Genomic DNA, 21,199 nt, shown 5'->3' with positions numbered 1-21,199 from the left:
AACATGACCCTCGCCAATGACCCGATCGTTATCGTCAGTGCCGTGCGCACGCCCATGGGCGGCCTGCAGGGCGACCTCAAGAGCCTGACCGCGCCGCAGCTGGGCAGCGCCGCCATCCGTGGTGCCGTGGAGCGCGCCGGCATCGATGCTGCCAGTGTCGAGCAGGTGCTGTTCGGCTGCGTGCTGCCGGCTGGCCAGGGCCAGGCACCGGCACGCCAGGCCGCGCTGGGCGCCGGGCTGGACAAGCACACCACCTGCACCACCCTGAACAAGATGTGCGGTTCGGGCATGCAGGCGGCGATCATGGCCCATGACCTGCTGCTGGCCGGCACCGCCGATGTGGTGGTGGCCGGTGGCATGGAAAGCATGACCAACGCACCGTACCTGCTGGACAAAGCCCGGGGCGGCTACCGCATGGGCCACGGCAGGATCATCGACCACATGTTCATGGACGGCCTGGAAGACGCCTACGACAAGGGCCGCCTGATGGGCACCTTTGCCGAAGACTGCGCCCAGGCCAATGCCTTCAGCCGCGAAGCCCAGGACCAGTTCGCCATCGCCTCGCTGACCCGCGCCCAGGACGCTATCAAGAGTGGTCGCTTTGTTGCCGAGATCGTGCCGGTCGAGGTTACCGAGGGCAAGGAGAAGCGCGTCATCAAGGACGACGAACAACCGCCCAAGGCGCGCCTGGACAAGATCCCGCAGCTCAAGCCGGCCTTCCGCGAAGGCGGCACGGTGACCGCCGCCAACTCCAGCTCGATTTCCGACGGTGCTGCGGCGCTGGTGCTGATGCGCCGCTCCGAAGCCGACAAGCGCGGCCTCAAGCCGCTGGCGGTGATCCACGGCCACGCCGCCTTTGCCGACACCCCGGCACTGTTCCCGACCGCGCCGATCGGTGCCATCGACAAGCTGATGAAACGCACCGGCTGGAACCTGGCCGAGGTCGACCTGTTCGAGATCAACGAGGCCTTCGCCGTGGTCACCCTGGCGGCGATGAAGCACCTCGACCTGCCGCACGACAAGGTCAATATCCATGGCGGCGCCTGTGCCCTCGGCCACCCGATCGGCGCTTCCGGCGCGCGCATCCTGGTGACCCTGCTGTCGGCCCTGCGCCAGAACAACCTGCGCCGTGGCGTGGCGGCCATCTGCATCGGCGGTGGCGAGGCCACGGCCATGGCTGTCGAATGCCTGTACTGAGGTGAACCATGCTGGTAACTGACGAGCAACAACAGATCGCCGACGCGGTACGCGCCTTTGCCCAGGAGCGCCTGAAGCCGTTTGCCGAGCAATGGGACAAGGAACACCGCTTCCCCAAGGAGGCCATCGAGGAGATGGCCGAGCTGGGCCTGTTCGGCATGCTGGTGCCGGAGCAGTGGGGCGGCAGCGACACCGGCTACGTGGCCTATGCCATGGCCTTGGAGGAAATCGCCGCCGGTGACGGCGCCTGCTCGACCATCATGAGCGTGCACAACTCGGTGGGCTGTGTGCCGATCCTGCGTTTTGGCAGCGAGCAGCAGAAGGAGCAGTTCCTCACCCCGTTGGCCAGCGGTGCGATGCTCGGCGCCTTCGCCCTGACCGAACCGCAGGCAGGCTCCGACGCCAGCAGCCTGAAGACCCGTGCACGTCTGGACGGCGACCACTACGTGCTCAATGGCAGCAAGCAGTTCATCACCTCCGGGCAGAACGCCGGGGTGGTGATCGTGTTTGCCGTGACCGACCCGGACGCCGGCAAGCGCGGCATCAGTGCCTTCATCGTGCCCACCGATTCGCCGGGCTACCATGTGGCGCGGGTCGAGGACAAGCTCGGCCAGCACGCCTCCGATACCTGCCAGATCGTTTTCGATAATGTGCGTGTGCCGGTAGCCAACCGCCTGGGCGCCGAAGGTGAGGGCTACAAAATCGCCCTGGCCAACCTCGAAGGCGGCCGCATCGGCATCGCCTCGCAGGCGGTGGGCATGGCCCGCGCGGCGTTCGAAGTGGCGCGCGACTACGCCAACGAGCGGCAGAGCTTCGGCAAGGCGCTGATCGAGCACCAGGCGGTGGCCTTCCGCCTGGCCGACATGGCGACGAAGATTGCCGTGGCCCGGCAGATGGTGCTGCACGCCGCCGCGCTGCGCGATGCCGGGCGCCCGGCGCTGGTGGAAGCGTCGATGGCCAAGCTGTTTGCCTCGGAAATGGCCGAAAAGGTCTGTTCGGATGCCTTGCAGACCCTGGGCGGTTATGGCTATCTGAGTGACTTCCCGCTGGAGCGGATCTACCGCGACGTTCGGGTTTGCCAGATCTACGAAGGCACCAGCGACATTCAGCGCATGGTCATTGCGCGCAATCTTTGAAGGAGCAGACTGCATGGCATTCGAAACCATCCTGTTGGACATCCACGGCAAGGTCGGCCTGATTACCCTCAACCGCCCGCAGGCGCTGAACGCGCTGAACGCGCAGATCGTCGGCGAGATCAACCAGGCCCTGGACCAGCTCGAGCGCGATCCGAACATCGGCTGCGTGGTGCTGACCGGTTCCGCCAAGGCCTTTGCCGCTGGTGCCGACATCAAGGAAATGGCCGAGCTGCAATACCCGCAAATCTACGTTGACGACCTGTTCAGCGATTCCGACCGCATTGCCAACCGGCGCAAGCCGATCATTGCCGCGGTGTCCGGTTTTGCCCTGGGCGGCGGCTGCGAGCTGGCGATGATGTGTGACTTCATCCTGGCGGCGGACAATGCCAGGTTCGGCCAGCCGGAAATCAACCTTGGCGTGCTGCCGGGCATGGGCGGCACCCAGCGCCTGACCCGTGCGGTGGGCAAGGCCAAGGCCATGGAACTGTGCCTGACTGGTCGTCTGATGGGGGCTGAGGAAGCTGAGCGTGCTGGCCTGGTGGCGCGTATCGTGCCGCAGGCGGAACTGGTGGAAGAGGCGCTGAAGGTGGCTGCGACCATTGCCAGCAAGTCGATTCCGGTGAGCATGATGGTCAAGGAGAGCGTCAACCGTGCGTTCGAAGTCACCCTAAGCGAGGGTGTGCGCTTCGAGCGGCGGGTGTTCCATGCGGCGTTTGCTACCGAAGACCAGAAAGAGGGAATGGCTGCGTTCATTGCCAAGCGCGAGGCGCAGTTCAAGGATCGTTGATTCTGGTTGTGGATTTGCGCTGGGCCTCTGGGTGCATGCCTTGAGAGGTCCGGCGCCTGTGAGATCGAGCGCCGCCCACGCGGCGCTTCGCAGCGCAAGGCTGCTCCTACATCTGTTTCGGGCCAGTAACGCCTGTACCAATGCGCGCGACCGCCTTGTTTGTCCGACACGATATCGAGGTGGACACCAAGGGGGCGCGCGCGTTCGCCTCAGGAATAATTGGCCCGAAATAAATGTAGGAGCAGCCTTGCGCTGCGAAGCGCCGCGCGGGCGGCGCTCGATCTCACAGGCGCTGAACATGTTGTGGCGAGCAATTGGTGACTCCTACTCAATCCCCCCATGCCCCACAGGCCCCTCTCCCAGGGCCAGCCATCCATGCACCGACCAGCGGATTCCGAGCAATGGAAGCAAATTCGCACCCAATTGCAGTTGCTCCACGCGACGCGGCGCCTTAGACTGCCGCCCCCTGTAAAAGAGTGCCGGTTGGCGCTTGAAGAATTCCGCTGCCGATGTCAAGGCGTCGGCGGCACCTGAATCGCCCAAATGCACATTTTTTCATAGAGAAATCGATGACCAAGGAACAGTTGCTGGCCATGTCGGCCGATGACTACATGAACGCTGACCAGCTGGCTTTCTTCGCTGGCCTGCTGCAGGCGATGAAAGTCGAAACCCATGAACGCATCGAGCTGAGCCGTGCCACCATCGAAGGCCTGGACACCCCGTCGGATCCTGCCGACGTGGCTTCGGTCGAAGAAGAGCGTAGCTGGCTGGTGAACGCCATCGACCGCGACCAGCGCCTGCTGCCGCAGCTGGAAATGGCCCTGGACCGTATTGCCGACGAAAGCTTCGGCTGGTGCGATGACAGCGGTGAACCAATCGGCCTGAAGCGTCTGCTGATCAGCCCGACCACCAAGTACTGCATCGAAGCCCAGGAGCGCCACGAGCAGCTCGACCGCCACCAGCGCCAGGTGTAACTCCGCGCGGTGTGCCAAGCCCCACGGAGCGATCCCTGGGGCTTTTTGCGTTTCTTGCCGGCCGCGGTTTTGTTGCCCCGCACGTAACACTGCTGTACCGGGATGCGCTGTTTCCGCGCCGTACGCAGGCGTATCATGGCTTCATCGTTAGGGTGCTAATTAAATTCCGGAGGGAATGATGAATAGCCGGGTCGATGTAGCCGTGATGATTGGTTCGGGTGTGCCCGCCATACTGCGTGCGCTGGGTAAACGCATCTGCTGGGTGGTGCTGGTCAATGGCGAACGCCGTGGTACCCCATTCGCCACCCGTGAAGAAGCGCTGGAGTGCCAGGCGGCCTGGCAGCAGCAGTTGAAGAAGGGCCTGGCGGCTTGAGTGCAGTGAGTGCTGCCGACGAGCGAACAGGGTGTCGTTCAGGGCGTTCCTCTGTAAGAAATGTACTTTGCCTCTCGACGAATTTCGGTGTTTTCGTGCATATTCTTCCCCCAGTAATGCGCTGATGGATTGCAGGGCCCGTTCTCACGTGCGCTCTGGCATCGCCTGCCGCATCTTTTCTGGCGGTTTTGCTGTCAGATATTACGCTTCCCGAATCGGGAATATGCCGAAAGCCTGTATTTGAGGCCAGATCTGGCAAGCCAGAGTAAAGATTCCTGCACGCTGCATCGCCAGCGTGCACAGACATTTCGCATATCGCTTCATTACTCTTTTCGCCTATCGATAAGAAATGGCCGTGCCTCACCGAGCTTGGGTGAGGGCGGGTTGTAACCGGTTGAGGATTACTTCATTGGCAGTCAGCACTCTTGATACCCATGCGTTGTTCGCCCTGGGCGACTTGCGCGGTAAATTGGCCCAGCTGTTCCAGGGCCGCTTTGTCTATGTCACCGAACAGAGTCCCGAAGGCCTGTACATGGCCGAAATCGACACCGAAAGCGCATTGGTCGTCGATGACAAGCAGCGGTTGGAACTGAAGGTGGGCGACCACTTTCGCGCCGCCGTACTGCCCAGCCGCGAAGGCGGCAAACTGGAAATGCGCTTTCGCGAAATCAAGCTGAACGTGTATGGCGTGGGCGACTATGCCTTCGTCTCGGTGCCCGAAGGCGAGGGCATCGTGTTCCGTGAAGGCCACGGTGTGATGCTGGTGTTCGCCGCTCAGCAACAGGTACAGGAAGGCCTGGGCAAGTTGCTCAAGGCGGTGACCGGCAAGGTTGCCAAATGGCGCAAAGGTGAGCTGACCACCTTCAAGGCCAGTGAATGACCCACAGTGACGACGCGCCCGCCACGCGTGCCGAGTTCCATCGGCAGCATCAGGCGGATGCCGTGGCCGAGGCCGAGCGTTTGCTAGCCAGGCGCGAAGAGTTGCAGGGCGCCTGGTTGAACTGGGTGGCAGGGGAATTGTATCGCCTCGGCCCGCCGCCTTATGCGGCCATGGTCCGGCGCGAGCTGCAGCGCCTGGCCCAAGGGTGAGGCGGCAACCTTTCAGTTGCCTCGATCGCGGCCGCTGCTGACTTCTTCAGGGACCGGCTCTTTCGCCATGCGCTTGCGGAACAGCGCCGCCCGGGCCAGCAACAGTGTGGTCACCGGTACGGTGATCGACAGCAGGATCGGAATCAGCCAAGCGTGCAGTACCGGGGCTTCCTTGAGCCAGGAAAAGTAGATGATCGAGGCCAGTGCCACGCACCAGGCACCAATGGTCGAGGCCAGAGCCGGCGGGTGCATGCGCTGGAAGTAGTCCTTCAGCCGCAACAGGCCCACGGCACCGATCAGGGCGAACAGGCTGCCGGTCAGCAGCAGCGCGGCAGTGACCAGCTCCAGCCAGAAGGGGAGTTGCAGGGTTTCAGTCATTCGATCACCTCACCGCGCAGCAGGAACTTGGCCAGGGCAAACGAGCCAACGAAACCGAACAGCGCAATCAGCAGGGCACCTTCGAAGTAGGTGTCACTGGCATAACGGATTCCCAGTACCAGCATGGTCAGCATGGCCAGGATGTACAGGTAGTCCAGCGCCAGCACCCGGTCCTGGGCGGACGGGCCGCGGAACAGCCGGATAAGCGCCAGGGCCATGGCCAGGGCGAAGATGAACAGGCTGGCGAGGACAGCGTTGGCGAGCAGGCCTGTCATTGGAAAATCTCCATCAGCGGGCGTTCGTAGGTGTCCTTGAAGTGCTGGATGAAGGCCGCCTCATCGTCCAGATCGAACACATGCAGCAGCAACACGCTGCGGTCCAGCGCCAGCTCGGACCAGACCGTGCCGGGCACCACCGTGGTAATCATCGACAGCGCCGCCAGGCCATGCGGGTCGCGCAGGGCCAGCGGGATGTGCACGAACGCCGAGCGCGGCGGCTGCTTGCCGGCGCGCAGCACGCCACGGGCAACCAGCAGGTTGGACACGATCACATCGATGCCGACCCGGCCAATCAGCCGTGCGATGGCCAGCGGCCGTCGCACATGGGCATGCTGCGGGCGCAGCGGTGCCATCAGCAGCGGCGCCAGCACGCCAAGCGCGGCAGCCAGCAGCAGGTTGCCGGGGCTGACCGACAGGTTCAGCAACAGCCACAGGCCGAACAGCGAAACCGATAACAGCGGTGCGGGGAACAGTCGATTCATGGCTGCACCTGTACGTCGAGCGAGGTGGGGCCAGGAATCGGCCGGGCGGCCATCACGGCTTCGATATAGGCGTCGGGGGCCTGCAGGCTGGCGGCGGTGTCCTGGGTGTAGCGCAGCAGCGGTTCGGCCTTGAAGCTGAGGATGATGCACAGGCCGAGCAGGATGACGATGGGCAGGCATTCATAACGGCGCAGCACCGGCGACGGGCGTTCCTCAGGCTTCCAGAAACGCTGGATGCCGACGCGGCCGAAGGCGATCAGCGAGGCCATGCCAGACAGGATCAGCAACGCCACCAGGCCCCAGCCCGCCGTGCCCAGCGGCCGCTCGGCAGGTACGCCCAGCCCCAGTGGGTTGAACAGCGCGCTGATCAAGTTGAGCTTGCCGACAAAGCCCGACAGCGGCGGCATGCCGATGATCAGCAGGGCGCAGGCGATGAAGCTGAGGCCGAGGAAGGCCATGGTCCACGGGATGATCTGGCCGATCACCACCTTCTGCTCATCGTCGAGGTTGATGCCCTTGGGCGGGTGCAGTGATTCCAGCGGTGGCGGCATGGCGTCTTCTTCGTCGTCCAGCGGTGCTTCGTTGGCCGAGCGCGAACGCTCGACCAGTTCGGCGAGCAGGAACAGTGCGCACAGTGCCAGGGTCGAGTTGACCAGGTAGAACAATGCTGCGCCGGTCAGCGCCGATTGCGCAAAACCGACGGCGCCGAGCAGGGTGCCGGCCGAAACCAGGATGCTGAGGGCGGCCATGCGCTCCAGGCGCTGCGCGGCCAGGATCGAAACCGCCGCCACCGCCAGGGTGACCAGGCCACCGTACACCAGCCATTCACCACCAAAGTGCGCCGAGGCCCCGGCCTGCCCGGAGAACAGCAGTGTCCACAGGCGCAGCACGGCATACAGGCCGACCTTGGTCATGATGGCGAACAGCGCAGCCACCGGCGCGCTGGCGGAGGCATAGGCCGGCACCAGCCAGAAGTTCAGCGGCCAGATGCCGGCCTTGACCAGGAAGGCCATGGCCAGGATCGCCGCGCCGGCGTGCAGCAGGCCACGGTCGGCCTCCGGCACCAGCGGAATCTTCAGGGCCAGGTCGGCCATGTTCAGGGTGCCGGTCACGCCATACAGCATCGCCGCGCCGATCAGGAACAGCGACGAGGCGAACAGGTTGATGGCAATGTAGTGCAGGCCGGCACGCACCCGGGCGCGGCCCGAGCCATGCAGCAGCAGGCCATAGGAAGCGGCCAGCAGCACCTCGAAGAACACGAACAGGTTGAACAGGTCGGCGGTGAGGAAGGCGCCGTACAGGCCCATCAGCTGGATCTGGAACAGTGCGTGGAAGCTGGCCCCGGCACCGTCCCAGCGGGCGCGGGCAAACAGCAGGGCACTGAAGCCGATGATGCCGGTGAGGGTCAGCAGCAGGGCCGAAAGGTGGTCGACCACCAGCACGATGCCGAACGGCGCCGGCCAGTTGCCTGGCAGGTAGACACCGATCGATTCCGCCTGGCCCTGGGTGCGCACCCACAGCAGCAGGCTAACCGCGATGGCCAGGCCGGCGAAGGTCGACAGCAGGTTCAGCCGGGCTTTTATCTGCCGGTGTTTCTCGCCCAGCAGCAACATCACTGCCGCGGTCACCAGGGGCAGCAGGATGGGCGCGATGATCAATTGGCTCATGCCACTCATTCGTCACGCTCCCGGCCATCCACGTGGTCGGTACCGGTCAGGCCGCGCGAGGCCAGCAACACCACCAGGAACAGCGCGGTCATGGCGAAGCTGATGACGATGGCGGTGAGCACCAGGGCCTGCGGCAGCGGGTCGGTGTAGTGCAGCAGGTCCTGGGGCACGCCGTCCTTGATGATCGGTTCCTTGCCGATGAACAGGCTGCCCATGCTGAAGATGAACAGGTTGACCCCGTACGACAGCAGGCACAGGCCCATGATCACCTGGTAGGTTCGCGGGCGCAGGATCAGCCACACCCCCGAGGCGGCCAGCACGCCGATGGCAACTGCAATCACTTCTTCCATCAGGCGGCTCCTGCTTGGCTGGTTTTCGCCGGGTTGCCCGGGCGGTAGGCGCGCACCGACTGGTGCGCCAGGGCAGTGAGGATCAGCAGGGTCGAGCCGACCACCACGGTGAACACGCCGACATCGAAGAACAGCGCGCTGGCCACGTGCACATCGCCGAGCAACGGCAGGTGCAGGTGGGCGGTATGGGTGGTGAGGAACGGGTAGCCCAGCAGCATGGCGCCCGCGCCGGTCAGGGTTGCGCACAGCAGCCCGGTGCCCATCCAGCGCAGCGGGCGCAGGCTCATCTGCGCCTCGACCCACTGGGTGCCGGCCACCATGTACTGCAGGATGAACGCCACCGACATCACCAGGCCGGCGACAAAGCCGCCACCGGGCTGGTTGTGGCCACGCATGAACAGGTACATCGACACCAGCAGGGCGATCGGCAGCAGCAGGCGCACCAGCACCGCAGGCACCATCATGAAGCCCAGGGCGGTGTCCGTGGCATGCCGTGGGTTGATCAGGTCGGTGACCACGTCAGGTGCCAGCTGGCGCTGCTGCGCCGGCAGTTGCATGCTTTCCTTCGGCGGGCGGAAGCGCCGCAGCAGGGCGAACACGGTCAGCGCCACGGCCACCAGCACGGTGATTTCACCGAGGGTATCGAAACCACGGAAGTCGACCAGCATGACATTGACCACGTTGGTACCACCGCCCTGGGGCAGGGCCCGGCTCAAGTAGAACGAGGAAATGTCGTTCGGCGTCGGCCGGGTGAGCATGGCGTAGGACAGCACGGCCATGCCGCCACCGACCAGCACCGCCAGCAGCAGGTCGCGCAGGCGACGCATGCGCGCACGCTCCAGGCTGCCCGGCAGCGGCGATACGCCTTCGATCCGCCGCGGCAGCCAGCGCAGGCCGAGCAGGATCAGTACGGTGGTGACCACTTCCACTACCAGCTGGGTCAGGGCCAGGTCGGGCGCGGAGAACCAGACGAAGGTGATGCAGGTCATCAGGCCGCAGACGCTGACCATGATCAACGCCGCCAAACGGTGATACTTGGCCTGGTAGGCGGCGCCGATGGCGCAGGCAATGGCGATCAGCCACAGCGCGACGAACACGCCCGAGCCCGGAATCTTCGGCCGGTCGCCCCAGCTCAGGCCGCTGTAGAGCATGGGGGTGAGGCCGGCGAGGAAGGCGGCGAGCACCAGCATGAACAGCTGCGACTGCAGGCGGCGGCTGGTGAGCAGGCGCTCGATGCGCCGCGCCAGCAGCATCAGTTGCACCTGGCCGTGTTCGAACAGGCGCTTGCCGTTGAAACGCTCGATCACCGGCGGGTAGGGGAAGCGGCCCAGGCGCAGCTGCTTGCGCAGCAGCAGGTACAGCACGATACCGCCGCTCATGGCCACCAGGCTCATGATCAGCGGCGCGTTCCAGCCATGCCAGATGGCCAGGCTGTATTCCGGCAGGGTGTCGCCCACCACCGGCAGGGCGGCGGCGGCCAGCAGCGGGCCGACCGACTGGGCAGGGAAGATGCCCACCACCAGGCAGGTAAGCACCAGCAGTTCGACCGGCGCACGCATCCAGCGTGGCGGTTCGTGCGGGGTGTGCGGGAGGTCCTGCGCCGTGGGGCCGAAGAACACATCGACGGTGAAACGCAGGGCATAGGCCACGCTGAAGGTGCCGGCCAGGGTGGCGATCACCGGCAGCGTGGCCTCGACCCAGGCAGTGGAGCTGATGAACACCGTTTCGGCGAAGAACATTTCCTTGGACAGGAAACCGTTCATCAACGGCACGCCGGCCATCGAGGCGCTGGCCACCATGGCCAGGGTGGCGGTGTATGGCACCAGGCGTATCAGCCCGCTGAGGCGGCGGATGTCACGGGTACCGCTTTCGTGGTCGATGATGCCGGCGGCCATGAACAACGAGGCCTTGAAGGTGGCGTGGTTGAGAATGTGGAACACCGCCGCGACCGCGGCCAGCGGGCTGTTCAGGCCCAGCAGCAGGGTAATCAGGCCCAGGTGGCTGATGGTCGAGTACGCCAGCAGGCCCTTGAGGTCGTTCTGGAACATGGCAGCGAAGGCGCCGAGCAGCAGGGTGAGGGCGCCGGCACCGCCGACGATCCAGAACCACTCCTCGCTGCCCGACAGCACCGGCCACAGGCGCGCCAGCAGGAACACCCCGGCCTTGACCATGGTCGCCGAGTGCAGGTAAGCCGATACCGGGGTGGGTGCTGCCATGGCATGGGGCAGCCAGAACTGGAAGGGGAATTGTGCGCTCTTGCTCAGGGCGCCGATGAGGATCAGTGGCAGCAGCACCGGGTACAGCGCATGCTGGCGGATGGTGTTGCCGGCAGCCAGGACCTTGTCCAGGTCATAGCTGCCGACCACATGGCCGAGCAGCAGGGCACCCACCAGCAGGCACAAGCCGCCCGCGCCCGTGACCATCAGCGCCATGTAGGCGCCGCGGCGGGCGTCGGCACGATGGTGCCAGTAACCGATCAGCAGGAATGAGAACAGGCTGGTGAGTTCCCAGAAGAACACCAGCTGGATCAGGTTGCCGGAGATCACCAGGCCGAGCATGGCGCCCATGAAGGCGAGGAAGAAGGCGAAGAAGCGCGGCACCGGGTCTTGTGGCGACATGTAGTAGCGGGCATACAGCGACACCAGCGTACCGATGCCCAGCACCAGCAGAGAGAACAGCCAGGCGAAGCCGTCCATGCGCAGCACCAGGTTCAACCCCAGGCTGGGCAGCCAGAGGAATTCTTCGCGAATCACGCCGCCGTGGGCAACCTGAGGGTACAGCAGTGCTACCTGGACAGTGCCGACCAGGGCCACGAGCCCGGCGAGAATGGACTCCGCGTTACGTGCGTTGTGCGGCAGCACGGCTGCCAGGCAACTGCCCACGAACGGCAGAAGCAATAGCACTATCAATGACATAGCGTTCTATTCTGGAGAAGTTTGCAAAGAATCATACGTGCCGAGGGGTTGATCACCAACACGCAAGCTGTCGCAGAATCCTACAAACAGGCTGTGACAAGCTGTTTTTTTATAACAGATTCTTACAAAGCATAGCCGCAGTTGGCGGCTTTACAGGCCAGCCTGGCGTTCGCCTTCATCCTGCACGTCCCGTGCTTCGGCCACCTCGCGCGGGCGGCGCACCTTGAGTTCGCTGACCACCACCGCGATCACGATCAGCAGGCCGCCGAGCAGTGCCACGCCCGGCAGGCGCTCACCGGCGATGCGCCCGACGATCCCGGCCCATACCGGTTCGCCGGCATAGATGAGGGTGGCGCGGGTGGGCGAGACCGACTTCTGCGCCCAGTTCATTGCCACCTGGATCACCGCGCTCATGGCGCCCAGCCCCACGGCACTGGCCAGCAGCAGCCAGGAAAAGTCGGGTATGCGCTCCTGGGTCGGCACGATCATCAGGAACGCCAGCAGCGAGGCGGTCGCCAGCTGCACCACGGTGACCCGGCGCACATCGACCTGGCCCGCGTAGCGGCTGATCAGGATGATTTCGCCGGCAATGGCCACGGCGCTGACCAGGGTTACCAGCTCGCCTTCGCTGAAGTGCAGGCTGCCACCCTCCGGGCCGGCCAGCAGCATCAGGCCGATGAACGCCAGGCCGATACCGATGCTGGGCATCAGGCCGGGGCGCCGGCCCAGCACCAGCCATTGCAGCAGCGGCACGAACGGCACGTACAGCGCGGTGATGAACGCCGACTGGCTGCTGCTGATGGTTTGAAGGCCCATGGTCTGCAGGCCGTAGCCGAGCATGATCGACACCCCGATCAGCATGCCGGCCTTCAGTTCGGTGAAGGTCAGCCCCGGCAGCGCCCGCGCCGAGACCACCCCGACGAACAGCGCGGCTGCAGCGAAGCGCAGGCCGACGAAGAACATCGGGCCGCTGACGGTCATCACGTTGTGCACCAGCAGGAAGGTGCCGCCCCACAGCATGGTGATGAACACCAGCACCAGTTCGGCCTTGCTCAGGCGAAAGGCAATGGCAGGGGTCGGTTTGCTGTTGGGCTGGCTCATGGTCTTGCGCACTCGGAGGGGGCGGCGCACAATCGCCGCAAAGTGGGCAGTATACTGCGCAATACCGACCAGTGAGCAATATAGTGCACAAAGATTCCTCGCACCGGGCATCGGTGCTGCAACATGTCAGCCTCAATGTACGCAGCCTGCGCAATGCCGCGGGCATGAGCCAGACGGCGCTGGCGGAACGCTCCGGTGTCAGTCGGCGCATGCTGGTGGCGATCGAGGCGGGCGAAAAGAATGTCAGCCTGACTACCCTCGACCTGATTGCCGAAGCCTTGGGCGTGGCTTTCAGTACCCTGATCCAGGCACCTGACCAGCGTGATCCCGGGCGCATCGAAGAGTTGGCCTGGGCCGGGGAGCACCCGCAGAGCCGGGCGGTGCTGCTGGGCAGCAGTGTGGCGCGGCGCGAGGTGGAGCTGTGGGAATGGAACCTGGCACCGGGCGAGTGCTATTCCAGCGAGGCTGATGCCGAGGGCTGGAGCGAGCAGATCTATGTGGCGCAAGGGCAACTGACGCTGATTATCGAAGGGGCCGAGCATCGCCTGCAGGTCGGGCAGTTCCATGTGTTTCCCAGCAATTGCCGGTATGCCTATCGCAACGATGGGGCGGTTGCGGTGCGGTTTGTGCGCAATGTGGTGATCTAAGAGCGCGCAGGGCTGCACCACCTGTGGGAGCGGGCATGCCCGCGAACACCGGCGGAGCCGGTGCCATCCTCCGCGTCGCCTGATTCGCGGGCACGCCCGCTCCCACAGGTGCTGAGCAAGCCTGATCAGCTATTCAGCAACTCATCGGTCCTGACCACCTTGGCATAGGCAAACGCCAACGCCGCCATCACCGAATCATGCACCTGCGCCGCCGGCACCTGCTTGCCATCGAACTCCAGTGGCAGCGTGGCACAGGCGTCGTGCGCCACGGTCACGTCGTAACCCAGGTCGGCCGCGGCCCGGGTGGCGGCGTCGACGCACATGTGGCTCATGCTGCCGACGATGGTCAGGGCCTCGACGCCATGCCGGTCCAGCGTGTGCTCAAGGTCGGTACCGAGGAAGGCGTTGACCTTGTGCTTGAGCACCACCGGTTCACCGGCCTGAGGCTCGACCTTGGCATGGATCGCCGCACCCTGCGAGCCTGGCGCGAAGAACGGCGCATCGGCGCTGTCGAACTCATGCCGCACATGCACCACCAGGTCGCCCCGTTGACGCGCCGCCGCCAACAGGCGGGCAGCATTGTCGGCTGCCTGGTCGGCACCATCGAGGGTCCATTTGCCGCCCGGGAAGTAGTCGTTCTGGATGTCGATGATGATCAGCGCCTGCTTGCTCATGCTGCCTCCTGTGGCAGTAGTCGTTGGATGACGTTAGTTATAGGCTGTGTGCACTGACCTGAGGATTGGCGCGAACGACACTATGCAGGCAAAAACTGACAACCCCGCCAGCCTGGACATCGGCCTGCTGCTGTACCCCGGCGCGCAACGTGCTGCCGTGCATGGGCTGGCCGACCTGTTCCTGGTGGCCAATCGGGTGGTCGCCGAACTGGGGGCCGTCGAGTTGCCATCGGTGCGTATCAGCTTCTGGCAGGCAGACGAGGCGGGGCAGTTGCAGCCTGCCCCTGAGAGCCCACCTGCCGCCGCGGCCGATCTGCGGGTGCTGATCATTCCGCCGAGCCTGGAGTCGGCGCCTCACGGTGAGCTGCTTGAGCGCCATCGTGCGTCGTTATGCCAGTTGCACGGGCACGGCACGGTGCTGGCATCGGTGTGCATCGGGGTGTTCTTCATCGCCGCCAGTGGCCTGCTCGACGGGCGCCCGGCCTGCACTCACTGGAACTACGTGCATTCGCTTGCCCAGCGTTTTCCCAAGGTGCGGGTCGAGGCCCAGCAACCGTTGCTGGACGATGGCGACATCGTCACCTCGGCTGGGCTGATGGCCTGGACCGACCTGGGCTTGCGCTTGCTGGAGCGCTTCATGGGCGCGACGGTGGCGCGGGAAACTGCCCGCTACCTGGCGGTCGATCCGGTCGCGGCGCCGCTGCCTGGTGCAGTGTTCAATCCACGCCTGGACCATGGCGATGAGGCGGTGCTGAAAGTGCAGCACTGGTTGCAGGGCAACGGTGGGCAGGATGCCGACCTGGCCGGCATGGCTGCGTGCGCGGGGCTGGAGGAACGCACCTTCCTGCGGCGTTTTCGTGCTGCCACGGGGCTACGGCCAACTGAGTACTGCCAGCAGGTGAGGGTGGGGCGGGCGTGCCGCTTGCTGGAGTTCACCCGGCGCAATGTCGAGCAGATCGCCTGGGGCGTCGGTTACCAGGACCCGGGTGCGTTTCGCAAGGTTTTTCAGCGCATAACCGGCCTGACCCCGAGTGATTACCGGCGGCGCTTCGCGGTATCGGGTTAGGGCGCGGGGCGTTCCCGGTGCGGAAAACCGCTTGACCTTGACATAACTCGAGGTTTTACCCTGCTCGGCATCGCGCTGTAGGCGTCCGTCACCAGGAGACCGTTCATGACGGCAACATCCCATGCCCTGTGGTTTACCCAGATGATCGAATATGAAGTGCCTGGCAGGTTCCAGCAGGCGTTGGCCCAGGCGCTGGTGGCGCGCAGCGAAGCGCTGGCCGCGCGTTGCGAAGGGCTGCAGGGTGTCAGCATCCAGGCCAGCGACGATGGCAGCCGGGTGCTGCAGTATCTGCAATGGCAGTCCCGCCAGGCGTGGGCAGCGGCGGCCGTTTATTTCGTCGGGGAACCTTTCCTCGAACTGCTTGGCCAGCATCAGGCGCGTGGGGTCAACTTTGCTGCCTACCAGACCCTGCGTAGCCTGGTGCGCGGCGCCGATGGCGGCCTGCATTGCCAGGTGGGCGAGCCTCAGGCATACCAGGGCGCGTAGTGCGGGTAGCGGTCCAGGCGGGCGCCAACGACCATTTCACTGATCCATGCCGCCAGGATCGAACTGTAGGCTTTCTGGCTCTCTTCGCTGGACAACGCGTGGTCGGCACCGTCGACGATGCGGTGGGTGAGCGAATGGGCGCTGACGAATGCCGAGCGGTAGCTCATCAAGGTGCTGTGCGGCACATAGTCGTCCTGCTCGGACTCCACCAGCAGTACATCGCCACTGAACTCGGCACAGGCGGCCAGTGCGCGGTTGTCCGCCGGGCCGAGCGGGCGCTGGCGGTAGGCGTTCAACCGTTGCCGGTCGAGGGTTTGCTTGGGGAGGTTCCATTCGTCGTCCCAGTACATCGCGGGTACCCGCAGGGCCAGCCATTTGACCGGCCGCTCGCGGGTCAGCAGGGTGGCCAGGTAGCCGCCATAGCTGCTGCCGATGATGGCGATGGCACTGGTGTCGACGGCCGGGTGGCTTACCAGCCGGTCGTAGGCCACCAGCAGGTCGGTCAGGTTCTGTTCGCGGGTGACCGTCAGCCGTTGGCTTTCGGTTTTTTCGTGGCCGCGCAGGTCGAAGGTCATGCACACGCAGCCCAGCCCGGTGATATGCCGGGCGCGGGCCAGGTCGCGTTGCTGGCTGCCACCCCAGCCGTGGACGAAGAGGATGCCCGGCATCTTGCTGCCGGGGCTGACCAGGGTGCCGACGATGCTGTCATCCTCGACCTGCAGTTCAACGGTTTCACTCTGAATGGTCATGTTCACGAATCCGCGCGAATTTGCTGAGTTGTCCGAGTTCACTGTCGTTTCCTTGGTAAAAGAGGGTGGCGTCAGTGGGCAGTTCGGGGGTGCCGAACACTTCATGGGTGGAGGCACGCACCCGTTGCAATGCCGGGTCGTCGGCGAACGCCTGCAAGGCCAGCAGCTCGGCACTGCTGGCTCCGCCCAGGCGCCAGGATTGTTCGAGTACGCCGCTGCGCAGGTGGCCCAGGGGATTGACGCCGCGGGCGATGTCGTAGTTGCGCCGTGAGGCGATGAAGCCGGGGAAGTGCTGCTCGGCGGCCTGCTCGTAGGCCATCGCCTGGTTGATGGCCAGGCGCAGCGGCTCGTCCAGCGGCAGTTGCAGCAGTGCCTGGTAGTCACCGCGCACCACTACCAGGTCGGAGCCGCCATACACTTCCGTGCCCTGGTGGTCGCGGGTCAGTTGCTGGGTACCGTGATAGCTGCAGGTCAGGCCGGCGACACGTACCTGGCCGACGCTGAAGGTTTGCACTTCGCTCAGGTCTTCCTCGAGCACCAGCCCCCACAGCGCAAGGTCCTGGTCATCCATGCCGGCCAGCAGCGGTTCCAGTTCATCCACCGCGGTGATGACCTGTTGCCCACGGCCTGCGCAGGCCAGTACCGGCTTGATCCGCAACGGGCCGTCCGCCAACAACAGCTGTGCGGCGGTGCGCGCATCAGCCTTGCTGAACACGGTATAGCCGCGCAGCAGGGCGTCGCTGGCTTGGCGGGCGAAGGCATCGGTCCAGCCCGGCGGGAAACTGGCCCCGGCTGGCAACGGGTGGGAGATCGCCTTGGTCGCCATGTAGGGGTGTGCGACCAGGCCACCGAACAGGTCCTGCTCGCTGCAGATGCCCAGGGCGGCATGGCGCTTGGGATCGACCAGGGTTTCGGTGGGCAGGTAGTAGTAGCCATCGGTGGCGCTTGGTGGCTGGCCGGGTTGCACATGTGGGCAGCTCAGCAGGCGGGCCAGGCCATCAGCAAGCTTCAGGTGTACGGCATGCTCGTGGTCGGGGGTGTGCGCGCGGGTGTCGAGCAGCACCACGCCGCTTTTAGGGGCGCAGGCATTGGGCATGGTCATTTGCCTGTGTGCAATGAATGTACTGAGTGTGAAGCCGGTGCTTTGAGGAAGTTCAGCGCAACTTGATCGGTGGTCCTGGCCCGTCTGTAGGAAATGTCCGGTAGGCGCAGGGCGTGACGGGCAATGCATGCCGTGTGTCGGTCGCCACGATTGCAGGGCTTTGGCGGCTGTTCCATTATCGGCACACTGGATAAACCGTGATGTAGCCGCAGGAGAGCGCATGAACGTTCAGACCACCTTTGGGCAAAGCGTGCCGCAGCGCCTGACGCGGGTTCGCCAGGCCATGGCCGCAGAGGGCATCGATGCCTTGCTGGTACCCTCGGCCGACCCCCATCTTTCCGAATACCTGCCCGGTTACTGGCAAGGGCGCCAGTGGCTGTCGGGTTTCCACGGCTCGGTCGGCACGCTGGTGGTCACGGCTGACTTTGCCGGGCTGTGGGTCGATAGCCGCTACTGGGAACAGGCGGAACACGAGCTGGCTGGCAGCGGCATCGAGCTGATGAAGCTGTTGCCGGGCAAGCCTGGTGCGCTGGAATGGCTGGGCGAGCACGTCGAGACCAATGGCAGCGTGGCGGTAGACGGTGCGGTCATGGCCCTGGCTTCGGCGCGCCAGCTTGGCGACCGGCTGAAGGCGCGCGGGGCGCGACTGGTGACGGACAAGGACCTGCTGGGCCAGGTATGGGAAGGGCGCCCGGCGCTGCCAGGCAACCCGGTCTACCAGCATTTGCCACCGCACGCCACGGTAAGCCGTGCGGAGAAGCTGGCGCAGTTGCGCCAGAGCGTGCAGGCCAAGGGGGCCGACTGGCATTTCATCGCTACCCTGGATGACATTGCCTGGCTGTTCAACCTGCGCGGTAGCGATGTGTCCTATAACCCGGTGTTCGTCGCCTTTGCCTTGATCAGCCAGCAGCAGGCCATCCTGTTCGTCGGCCAGGACAAGCTCGACGAACATCTACGCCAGGTGCTGGCGGCCGATGGTATCGAGGCGCGCGACTACGCCGAAGCAGGCAAGGCCCTTGCCGCCATGCCGGCCGGCAGCCGATTGCTGGTCGACCCGGCCCGGGTAACCTGCGGCCTGCTGGATAACCTGCCGGCCGGGGTGGAACTGGTCGAGGGGCTCAACCCCAGCACCCTGAGCAAGTCGTGCAAAGGTGATGACGATCTGGTGCACATCCGCCAGGTGATGGAGCAGGACGGCGCGGCCTTGTGCGAGTTCTTCGCCTGGCTCGAGGCCAACCTCGGTCGGGAGCGGGTTACCGAACTGACGGTCGACGAGCAGTTGAGTGCCGCGCGTGCCCGCCGCCCAGGCTTCGTGTCGTTGAGCTTCTCGACCATTGCCGCCTTCAATGGCAATGGCGCGATGCCGCATTACCGTGCCACCGAGCAGTCGCATGCGGTCATCGAGGGCGATGGTCTGCTGCTGATCGATTCGGGCGGGCAGTACCTTGGCGGTACCACCGACATCACCCGCATGGTGCCGGTGGGCAACCCGAGCCTTGCACAGAAGCAGGATTGCACGCGCGTGCTCAAAGGCATGATCGCCCTGTCGCGGGCCACCTTCCCGCGAGGCGTGCTGTCGCCGTTGCTCGATGCCATTGCCCGGGCACCGATCTGGGTTGACCAGGTGGATTACGGCCACGGCACCGGGCATGGGGTGGGGTACTTCATGAATGTGCACGAGGGGCCGCAGGTCATTGCCTACCAGGCGGCGCCCACGCCGCAGACGGCGATGCAGGTGGGCATGATCAGCTCGATCGAGCCGGGCACGTACCGCCCAGGGCAGTGGGGTGTGCGCATCGAGAACCTGGTGGTCAACCGCGAGGCCGGCAAGAGCGCCTTCGGCGACTTCCTGAACTTCGAGACCCTGACGCTGTGCCCGATCGATACCCGCTGCCTGGTGCCCGAACTGCTGGCCAGGGAAGAGCTGGACTGGTTGAACGGCTATCACGCCAGGGTACGCGAGCGCCTGGCGCCGTTGCTCAAGGGGGACGCGCTGGCCTGGCTGGAGGCGCGTACCGTGCCCTTGTAAGGCGGCAAATGAAAAGGGCAGCTTGCGAGCTGCCCTTTTTTTCTACTTGCAGATGACGATCATGCTGCGGCTGGTGTAACCCGCCGGGTTGATGCCGAACAAGTAATCACCGGGTTCTTCATCGCTATCGCCCGAGCGTGCAATGACCCGGTAGCCGCGCGTGCTGCAGGAGCTTGCGGCCTTGCTGTAGCAGTTGTCCCACGAGGAAGACAGGCCGGAGCAATTGATATGCAGGCCCTTCTTGCCCCTTTTGACCTCAGTCTTGGCCGTGGCGGCACATCCAGCAATAGCCAAGATGGCCAGGATGAGCAAAATACGTTTCATTCCTGTCCTTAAATGCAGGGCGGATCAGCTGCCAGGCCCTGTCGTTATCGCTTCGGTTCTTCCTGAAATTTCCCCAGCGTCCGTGTTCGGTCCAGTAGATAGCGTAAAGATGATGATTCTGTGACAGCTTAATGAGCGAGACGGGTCGCTACAATCATTAATCCTGTCTCAAATGAAAATATTTCTCATATCAGTCTGCCGCGACGGCCGGGCTGGGTTCCTTGCGCATGGACAGGGTGGTGCCAACCGACGCGGTAATGATCGCCAGGATGGCCAGCCACTGGGTAATCGTCAGGACCTCGCCCAGGAACAGCAGGCCGGACAGTGCGCCGAAGGCTGGTTCGATGCTCATGAGGGTGCCGAAGGTGCGTGCCGGGATGCGCGTGAGGGCAACCATTTCCAGGCTGTAGGGCAGGGCGGTGGACAGCACCGCGACGCCCAGGGCCATGGGGATCACGGCGGGAGTGAGCAATGCGCTGCCGGCGTGGGCGATACCGATGGGGGCAACGAACAGCGCGGCGACCACAACGCCCAGTGCGGCACTCTGGATACCATGCTCGGCCCCGGCCCGCTGCCCGAACAGGATGTACAGTGCCCAGCACACGCCCGCGCCCAGGGCATAGGCTGCGCCGACCGGGTCGAGGGCCTGCCCGCCATGGCCGGCCGGCAGCAACAGCAGCAAGCCGACGATGGCCAGCGCAATCCACAGGAAGTCGATCGGCCGGCGCGAGGAGAAGATCGCCACGGCCAGCGGGCCGGTGAACTCCAGTGCCACGGCGATGCCGATCGGTACCGTTTGCAGGGCCATATAGAAGAGGAAGTTCATGCCGCCCAGCGCCATGCCGTAGATGATGACGTTGCGCAGGGTGTTGCGGGTCATGCGCACACGCCACGGGCGCAGGATCAGCAGCATGATGATGCTGGCGAAGATCAGGCGCAGGGTGGTGGTGCCTTGGGCGCCGATGAGGGGGAACATGCTTTTGGCCAGGGAGGCACCGGACTGTATCGATGCCATGGCGATGAGCAGCAGGCCGATCGGGAAGAGGGTAGCGGCCAGGCTGCGGGGCTGGGTGTTCATTTCTGTGCAGCGATCCTTGAGCGGGGTGGGGTGAGCAATATAGTGCGCAATTATGAGGGTGTGGGGCAAGGTGCCGGCCATGAGTTTTCTGGCGCCTGTGAGATCGAGCACCTGGCGGCCCTGACGCGGTCTTTTTCAAAAAAACCTAAATTATTGAAATTAAAGGTTGACCTCCTGAAACGCCGCCCTATAATGCGCACCACTCCAACGCGGTAGCGAAGCAAAGCCAGCCACCCTGTTGAGTCAAGTGTTTGAAGCTAAACGAGTTTCTCGCAAAAAACTTCAAAATAAACGCTTGACAGCAAATGAGGAAAGCG

General features: G+C 64.5%; 23 protein-coding genes. 11 read left to right on the top strand and 12 right to left on the bottom strand.

Annotation, left to right across the window (positions count from 1 at the left end; all coding sequences use genetic code 11):
* Positions 1-3: 3 nt before the first annotated feature.
* The 7 genes from ACGLHT_RS24915 to ACGLHT_RS24885 all read left to right on the top strand — a co-directional run bounded on the left by ACGLHT_RS24915 (position 4) and on the right by ACGLHT_RS24885 (position 5,556).
* On the top strand, positions 4-1,197 hold the full coding sequence (locus tag ACGLHT_RS24915) for an acetyl-CoA C-acyltransferase (protein ID WP_137163434.1): 1,194 nt from the start codon (positions 4-6) through the stop codon (positions 1,195-1,197).
* A gap of 8 nt (positions 1,198-1,205) precedes the next feature.
* Complete coding sequence (locus ACGLHT_RS24910) at positions 1,206-2,333, top strand: acyl-CoA dehydrogenase (protein ID WP_274079638.1); 1,128 nt, start codon at positions 1,206-1,208, stop codon at positions 2,331-2,333.
* 13 nt (positions 2,334-2,346) lie between these two features.
* The gene (locus tag ACGLHT_RS24905) at positions 2,347-3,120 is read left to right on the top strand and encodes an enoyl-CoA hydratase (RefSeq protein WP_013971834.1); all 774 of its coding nucleotides are present in this window, start codon (positions 2,347-2,349) and stop codon (positions 3,118-3,120) included.
* 569 nt (positions 3,121-3,689) lie between these two features.
* On the top strand, positions 3,690-4,094 hold the full coding sequence (locus ACGLHT_RS24900; RefSeq protein WP_003259022.1) for a TraR/DksA C4-type zinc finger protein: 405 nt from the start codon (positions 3,690-3,692) through the stop codon (positions 4,092-4,094).
* A 178-nt stretch (positions 4,095-4,272) separates the two neighbouring features.
* Positions 4,273-4,467 (top strand): hypothetical protein, encoded by a 195-nt coding sequence (locus tag ACGLHT_RS24895; RefSeq protein ID WP_137163435.1) that lies wholly within the window; start codon positions 4,273-4,275, stop codon positions 4,465-4,467.
* Positions 4,468-4,876: 409 nt separating this feature from the next.
* Positions 4,877-5,347, top strand: a complete 471-nt coding sequence (locus ACGLHT_RS24890; protein WP_003259020.1) for a hypothetical protein — start codon at positions 4,877-4,879, stop codon at positions 5,345-5,347.
* Positions 5,344-5,556 (top strand): hypothetical protein, encoded by a 213-nt coding sequence (locus ACGLHT_RS24885; protein WP_003259019.1) that lies wholly within the window; start codon positions 5,344-5,346, stop codon positions 5,554-5,556. The genes ACGLHT_RS24890 and ACGLHT_RS24885 overlap by 4 nt, the downstream gene beginning before the upstream one ends.
* Before the next feature lie 12 nt (positions 5,557-5,568).
* Here the strand turns inward: ACGLHT_RS24885 and ACGLHT_RS24880 are convergent, their stop codons facing one another.
* From ACGLHT_RS24880 to ACGLHT_RS24850, 7 genes are all read right to left on the bottom strand, one after another.
* Positions 5,569-5,934, bottom strand: coding sequence for a Na+/H+ antiporter subunit G (locus ACGLHT_RS24880; RefSeq protein WP_003259017.1), 366 nt, complete (start codon positions 5,932-5,934; stop codon positions 5,569-5,571).
* Positions 5,931-6,209 carry a K+/H+ antiporter subunit F gene (locus ACGLHT_RS24875; RefSeq protein WP_003259015.1) on the bottom strand — a complete coding sequence of 93 codons (279 nt, stop codon included), beginning with the start codon at positions 6,207-6,209 and terminating at the stop codon, positions 5,931-5,933. Before ACGLHT_RS24875 ends, ACGLHT_RS24880 begins: the two co-directional genes overlap by 4 nt.
* Positions 6,206-6,694, bottom strand: a complete 489-nt coding sequence (locus ACGLHT_RS24870; protein ID WP_274121019.1) for a Na+/H+ antiporter subunit E — start codon at positions 6,692-6,694, stop codon at positions 6,206-6,208. Before ACGLHT_RS24870 ends, ACGLHT_RS24875 begins: the two co-directional genes overlap by 4 nt.
* Positions 6,691-8,370 carry a monovalent cation/H+ antiporter subunit D gene (locus ACGLHT_RS24865; protein WP_137163436.1) on the bottom strand — a complete coding sequence of 560 codons (1,680 nt, stop codon included), beginning with the start codon at positions 8,368-8,370 and terminating at the stop codon, positions 6,691-6,693. The genes ACGLHT_RS24870 and ACGLHT_RS24865 overlap by 4 nt, the downstream gene beginning before the upstream one ends.
* On the bottom strand, positions 8,367-8,711 hold the full coding sequence (locus ACGLHT_RS24860) for a Na+/H+ antiporter subunit C (protein WP_013971840.1): 345 nt from the start codon (positions 8,709-8,711) through the stop codon (positions 8,367-8,369). The genes ACGLHT_RS24865 and ACGLHT_RS24860 overlap by 4 nt, the downstream gene beginning before the upstream one ends.
* Positions 8,711-11,626 (bottom strand): monovalent cation/H+ antiporter subunit A, encoded by a 2,916-nt coding sequence (locus ACGLHT_RS24855; protein ID WP_274121018.1) that lies wholly within the window; start codon positions 11,624-11,626, stop codon positions 8,711-8,713. The genes ACGLHT_RS24860 and ACGLHT_RS24855 overlap by 1 nt, the downstream gene beginning before the upstream one ends.
* 150 nt (positions 11,627-11,776) lie before the next feature.
* Positions 11,777-12,727, bottom strand: coding sequence for a DMT family transporter (locus ACGLHT_RS24850; protein WP_137163438.1), 951 nt, complete (start codon positions 12,725-12,727; stop codon positions 11,777-11,779).
* 83 nt (positions 12,728-12,810) lie between these two features.
* On the opposite strand from ACGLHT_RS24850, the gene ACGLHT_RS24845 reads away from it, so the two are divergent.
* On the top strand, positions 12,811-13,374 hold the full coding sequence (locus tag ACGLHT_RS24845; RefSeq protein WP_274079634.1) for a helix-turn-helix domain-containing protein: 564 nt from the start codon (positions 12,811-12,813) through the stop codon (positions 13,372-13,374).
* A 125-nt stretch (positions 13,375-13,499) separates the two neighbouring features.
* On the opposite strand, the gene ACGLHT_RS24840 is transcribed toward ACGLHT_RS24845, so the two are convergent.
* Positions 13,500-14,048, bottom strand: coding sequence for a cysteine hydrolase family protein (locus ACGLHT_RS24840; RefSeq protein ID WP_137163439.1), 549 nt, complete (start codon positions 14,046-14,048; stop codon positions 13,500-13,502).
* Between the two features lie 82 nt (positions 14,049-14,130).
* Here ACGLHT_RS24840 and ACGLHT_RS24835 point away from each other — a divergent pair, with 82 nt between their 5' ends.
* Both ACGLHT_RS24835 and ACGLHT_RS24830 read left to right on the top strand, forming a co-directional pair.
* The gene (locus tag ACGLHT_RS24835; protein WP_274121017.1) at positions 14,131-15,114 is read left to right on the top strand and encodes a GlxA family transcriptional regulator; all 984 of its coding nucleotides are present in this window, start codon (positions 14,131-14,133) and stop codon (positions 15,112-15,114) included.
* A gap of 105 nt (positions 15,115-15,219) precedes the next feature.
* Positions 15,220-15,600 (top strand): antibiotic biosynthesis monooxygenase, encoded by a 381-nt coding sequence (locus ACGLHT_RS24830; RefSeq protein WP_025338386.1) that lies wholly within the window; start codon positions 15,220-15,222, stop codon positions 15,598-15,600.
* Here the strand turns inward: ACGLHT_RS24830 and ACGLHT_RS24825 are convergent.
* Both ACGLHT_RS24825 and ACGLHT_RS24820 read right to left on the bottom strand, forming a co-directional pair.
* On the bottom strand, positions 15,579-16,349 hold the full coding sequence (locus ACGLHT_RS24825; RefSeq protein WP_274121016.1) for a S9 family peptidase: 771 nt from the start codon (positions 16,347-16,349) through the stop codon (positions 15,579-15,581). The genes ACGLHT_RS24830 and ACGLHT_RS24825 overlap by 22 nt on opposite strands.
* A complete protein-coding gene (locus ACGLHT_RS24820) occupies positions 16,333-17,451 on the bottom strand; it encodes a DUF3182 family protein (protein ID WP_274121015.1) in 1,119 nt (372 codons plus the stop codon). The genes ACGLHT_RS24825 and ACGLHT_RS24820 overlap by 17 nt, the downstream gene beginning before the upstream one ends.
* A 220-nt stretch (positions 17,452-17,671) precedes the next feature.
* Between ACGLHT_RS24820 and ACGLHT_RS24815 the strand changes: the two genes are divergently transcribed.
* On the top strand, positions 17,672-19,480 hold the full coding sequence (locus ACGLHT_RS24815) for an aminopeptidase P family protein (RefSeq protein ID WP_274121014.1): 1,809 nt from the start codon (positions 17,672-17,674) through the stop codon (positions 19,478-19,480).
* Between the two features lie 42 nt (positions 19,481-19,522).
* Here the strand turns inward: ACGLHT_RS24815 and ACGLHT_RS24810 are convergent, their stop codons facing one another.
* On the bottom strand, positions 19,523-19,804 hold the full coding sequence (locus tag ACGLHT_RS24810) for a hypothetical protein (protein WP_025338390.1): 282 nt from the start codon (positions 19,802-19,804) through the stop codon (positions 19,523-19,525).
* A 190-nt stretch (positions 19,805-19,994) separates the two neighbouring features.
* Positions 19,995-20,882, bottom strand: a complete 888-nt coding sequence (rhtA, locus tag ACGLHT_RS24805; protein WP_085619470.1) for a threonine/homoserine exporter RhtA — start codon at positions 20,880-20,882, stop codon at positions 19,995-19,997.
* Positions 20,883-21,199: the final 317 nt, after the last annotated feature.

Source organism: Pseudomonas sp. PsB (assembly GCF_043658375.1).
In the GTDB taxonomy this organism is placed as follows: Bacteria; Pseudomonadota; Gammaproteobacteria; order Pseudomonadales; family Pseudomonadaceae; genus Aquipseudomonas; species Aquipseudomonas putida_Z.
This window is presented reverse-complemented; position numbering and strand designations above follow the sequence as displayed.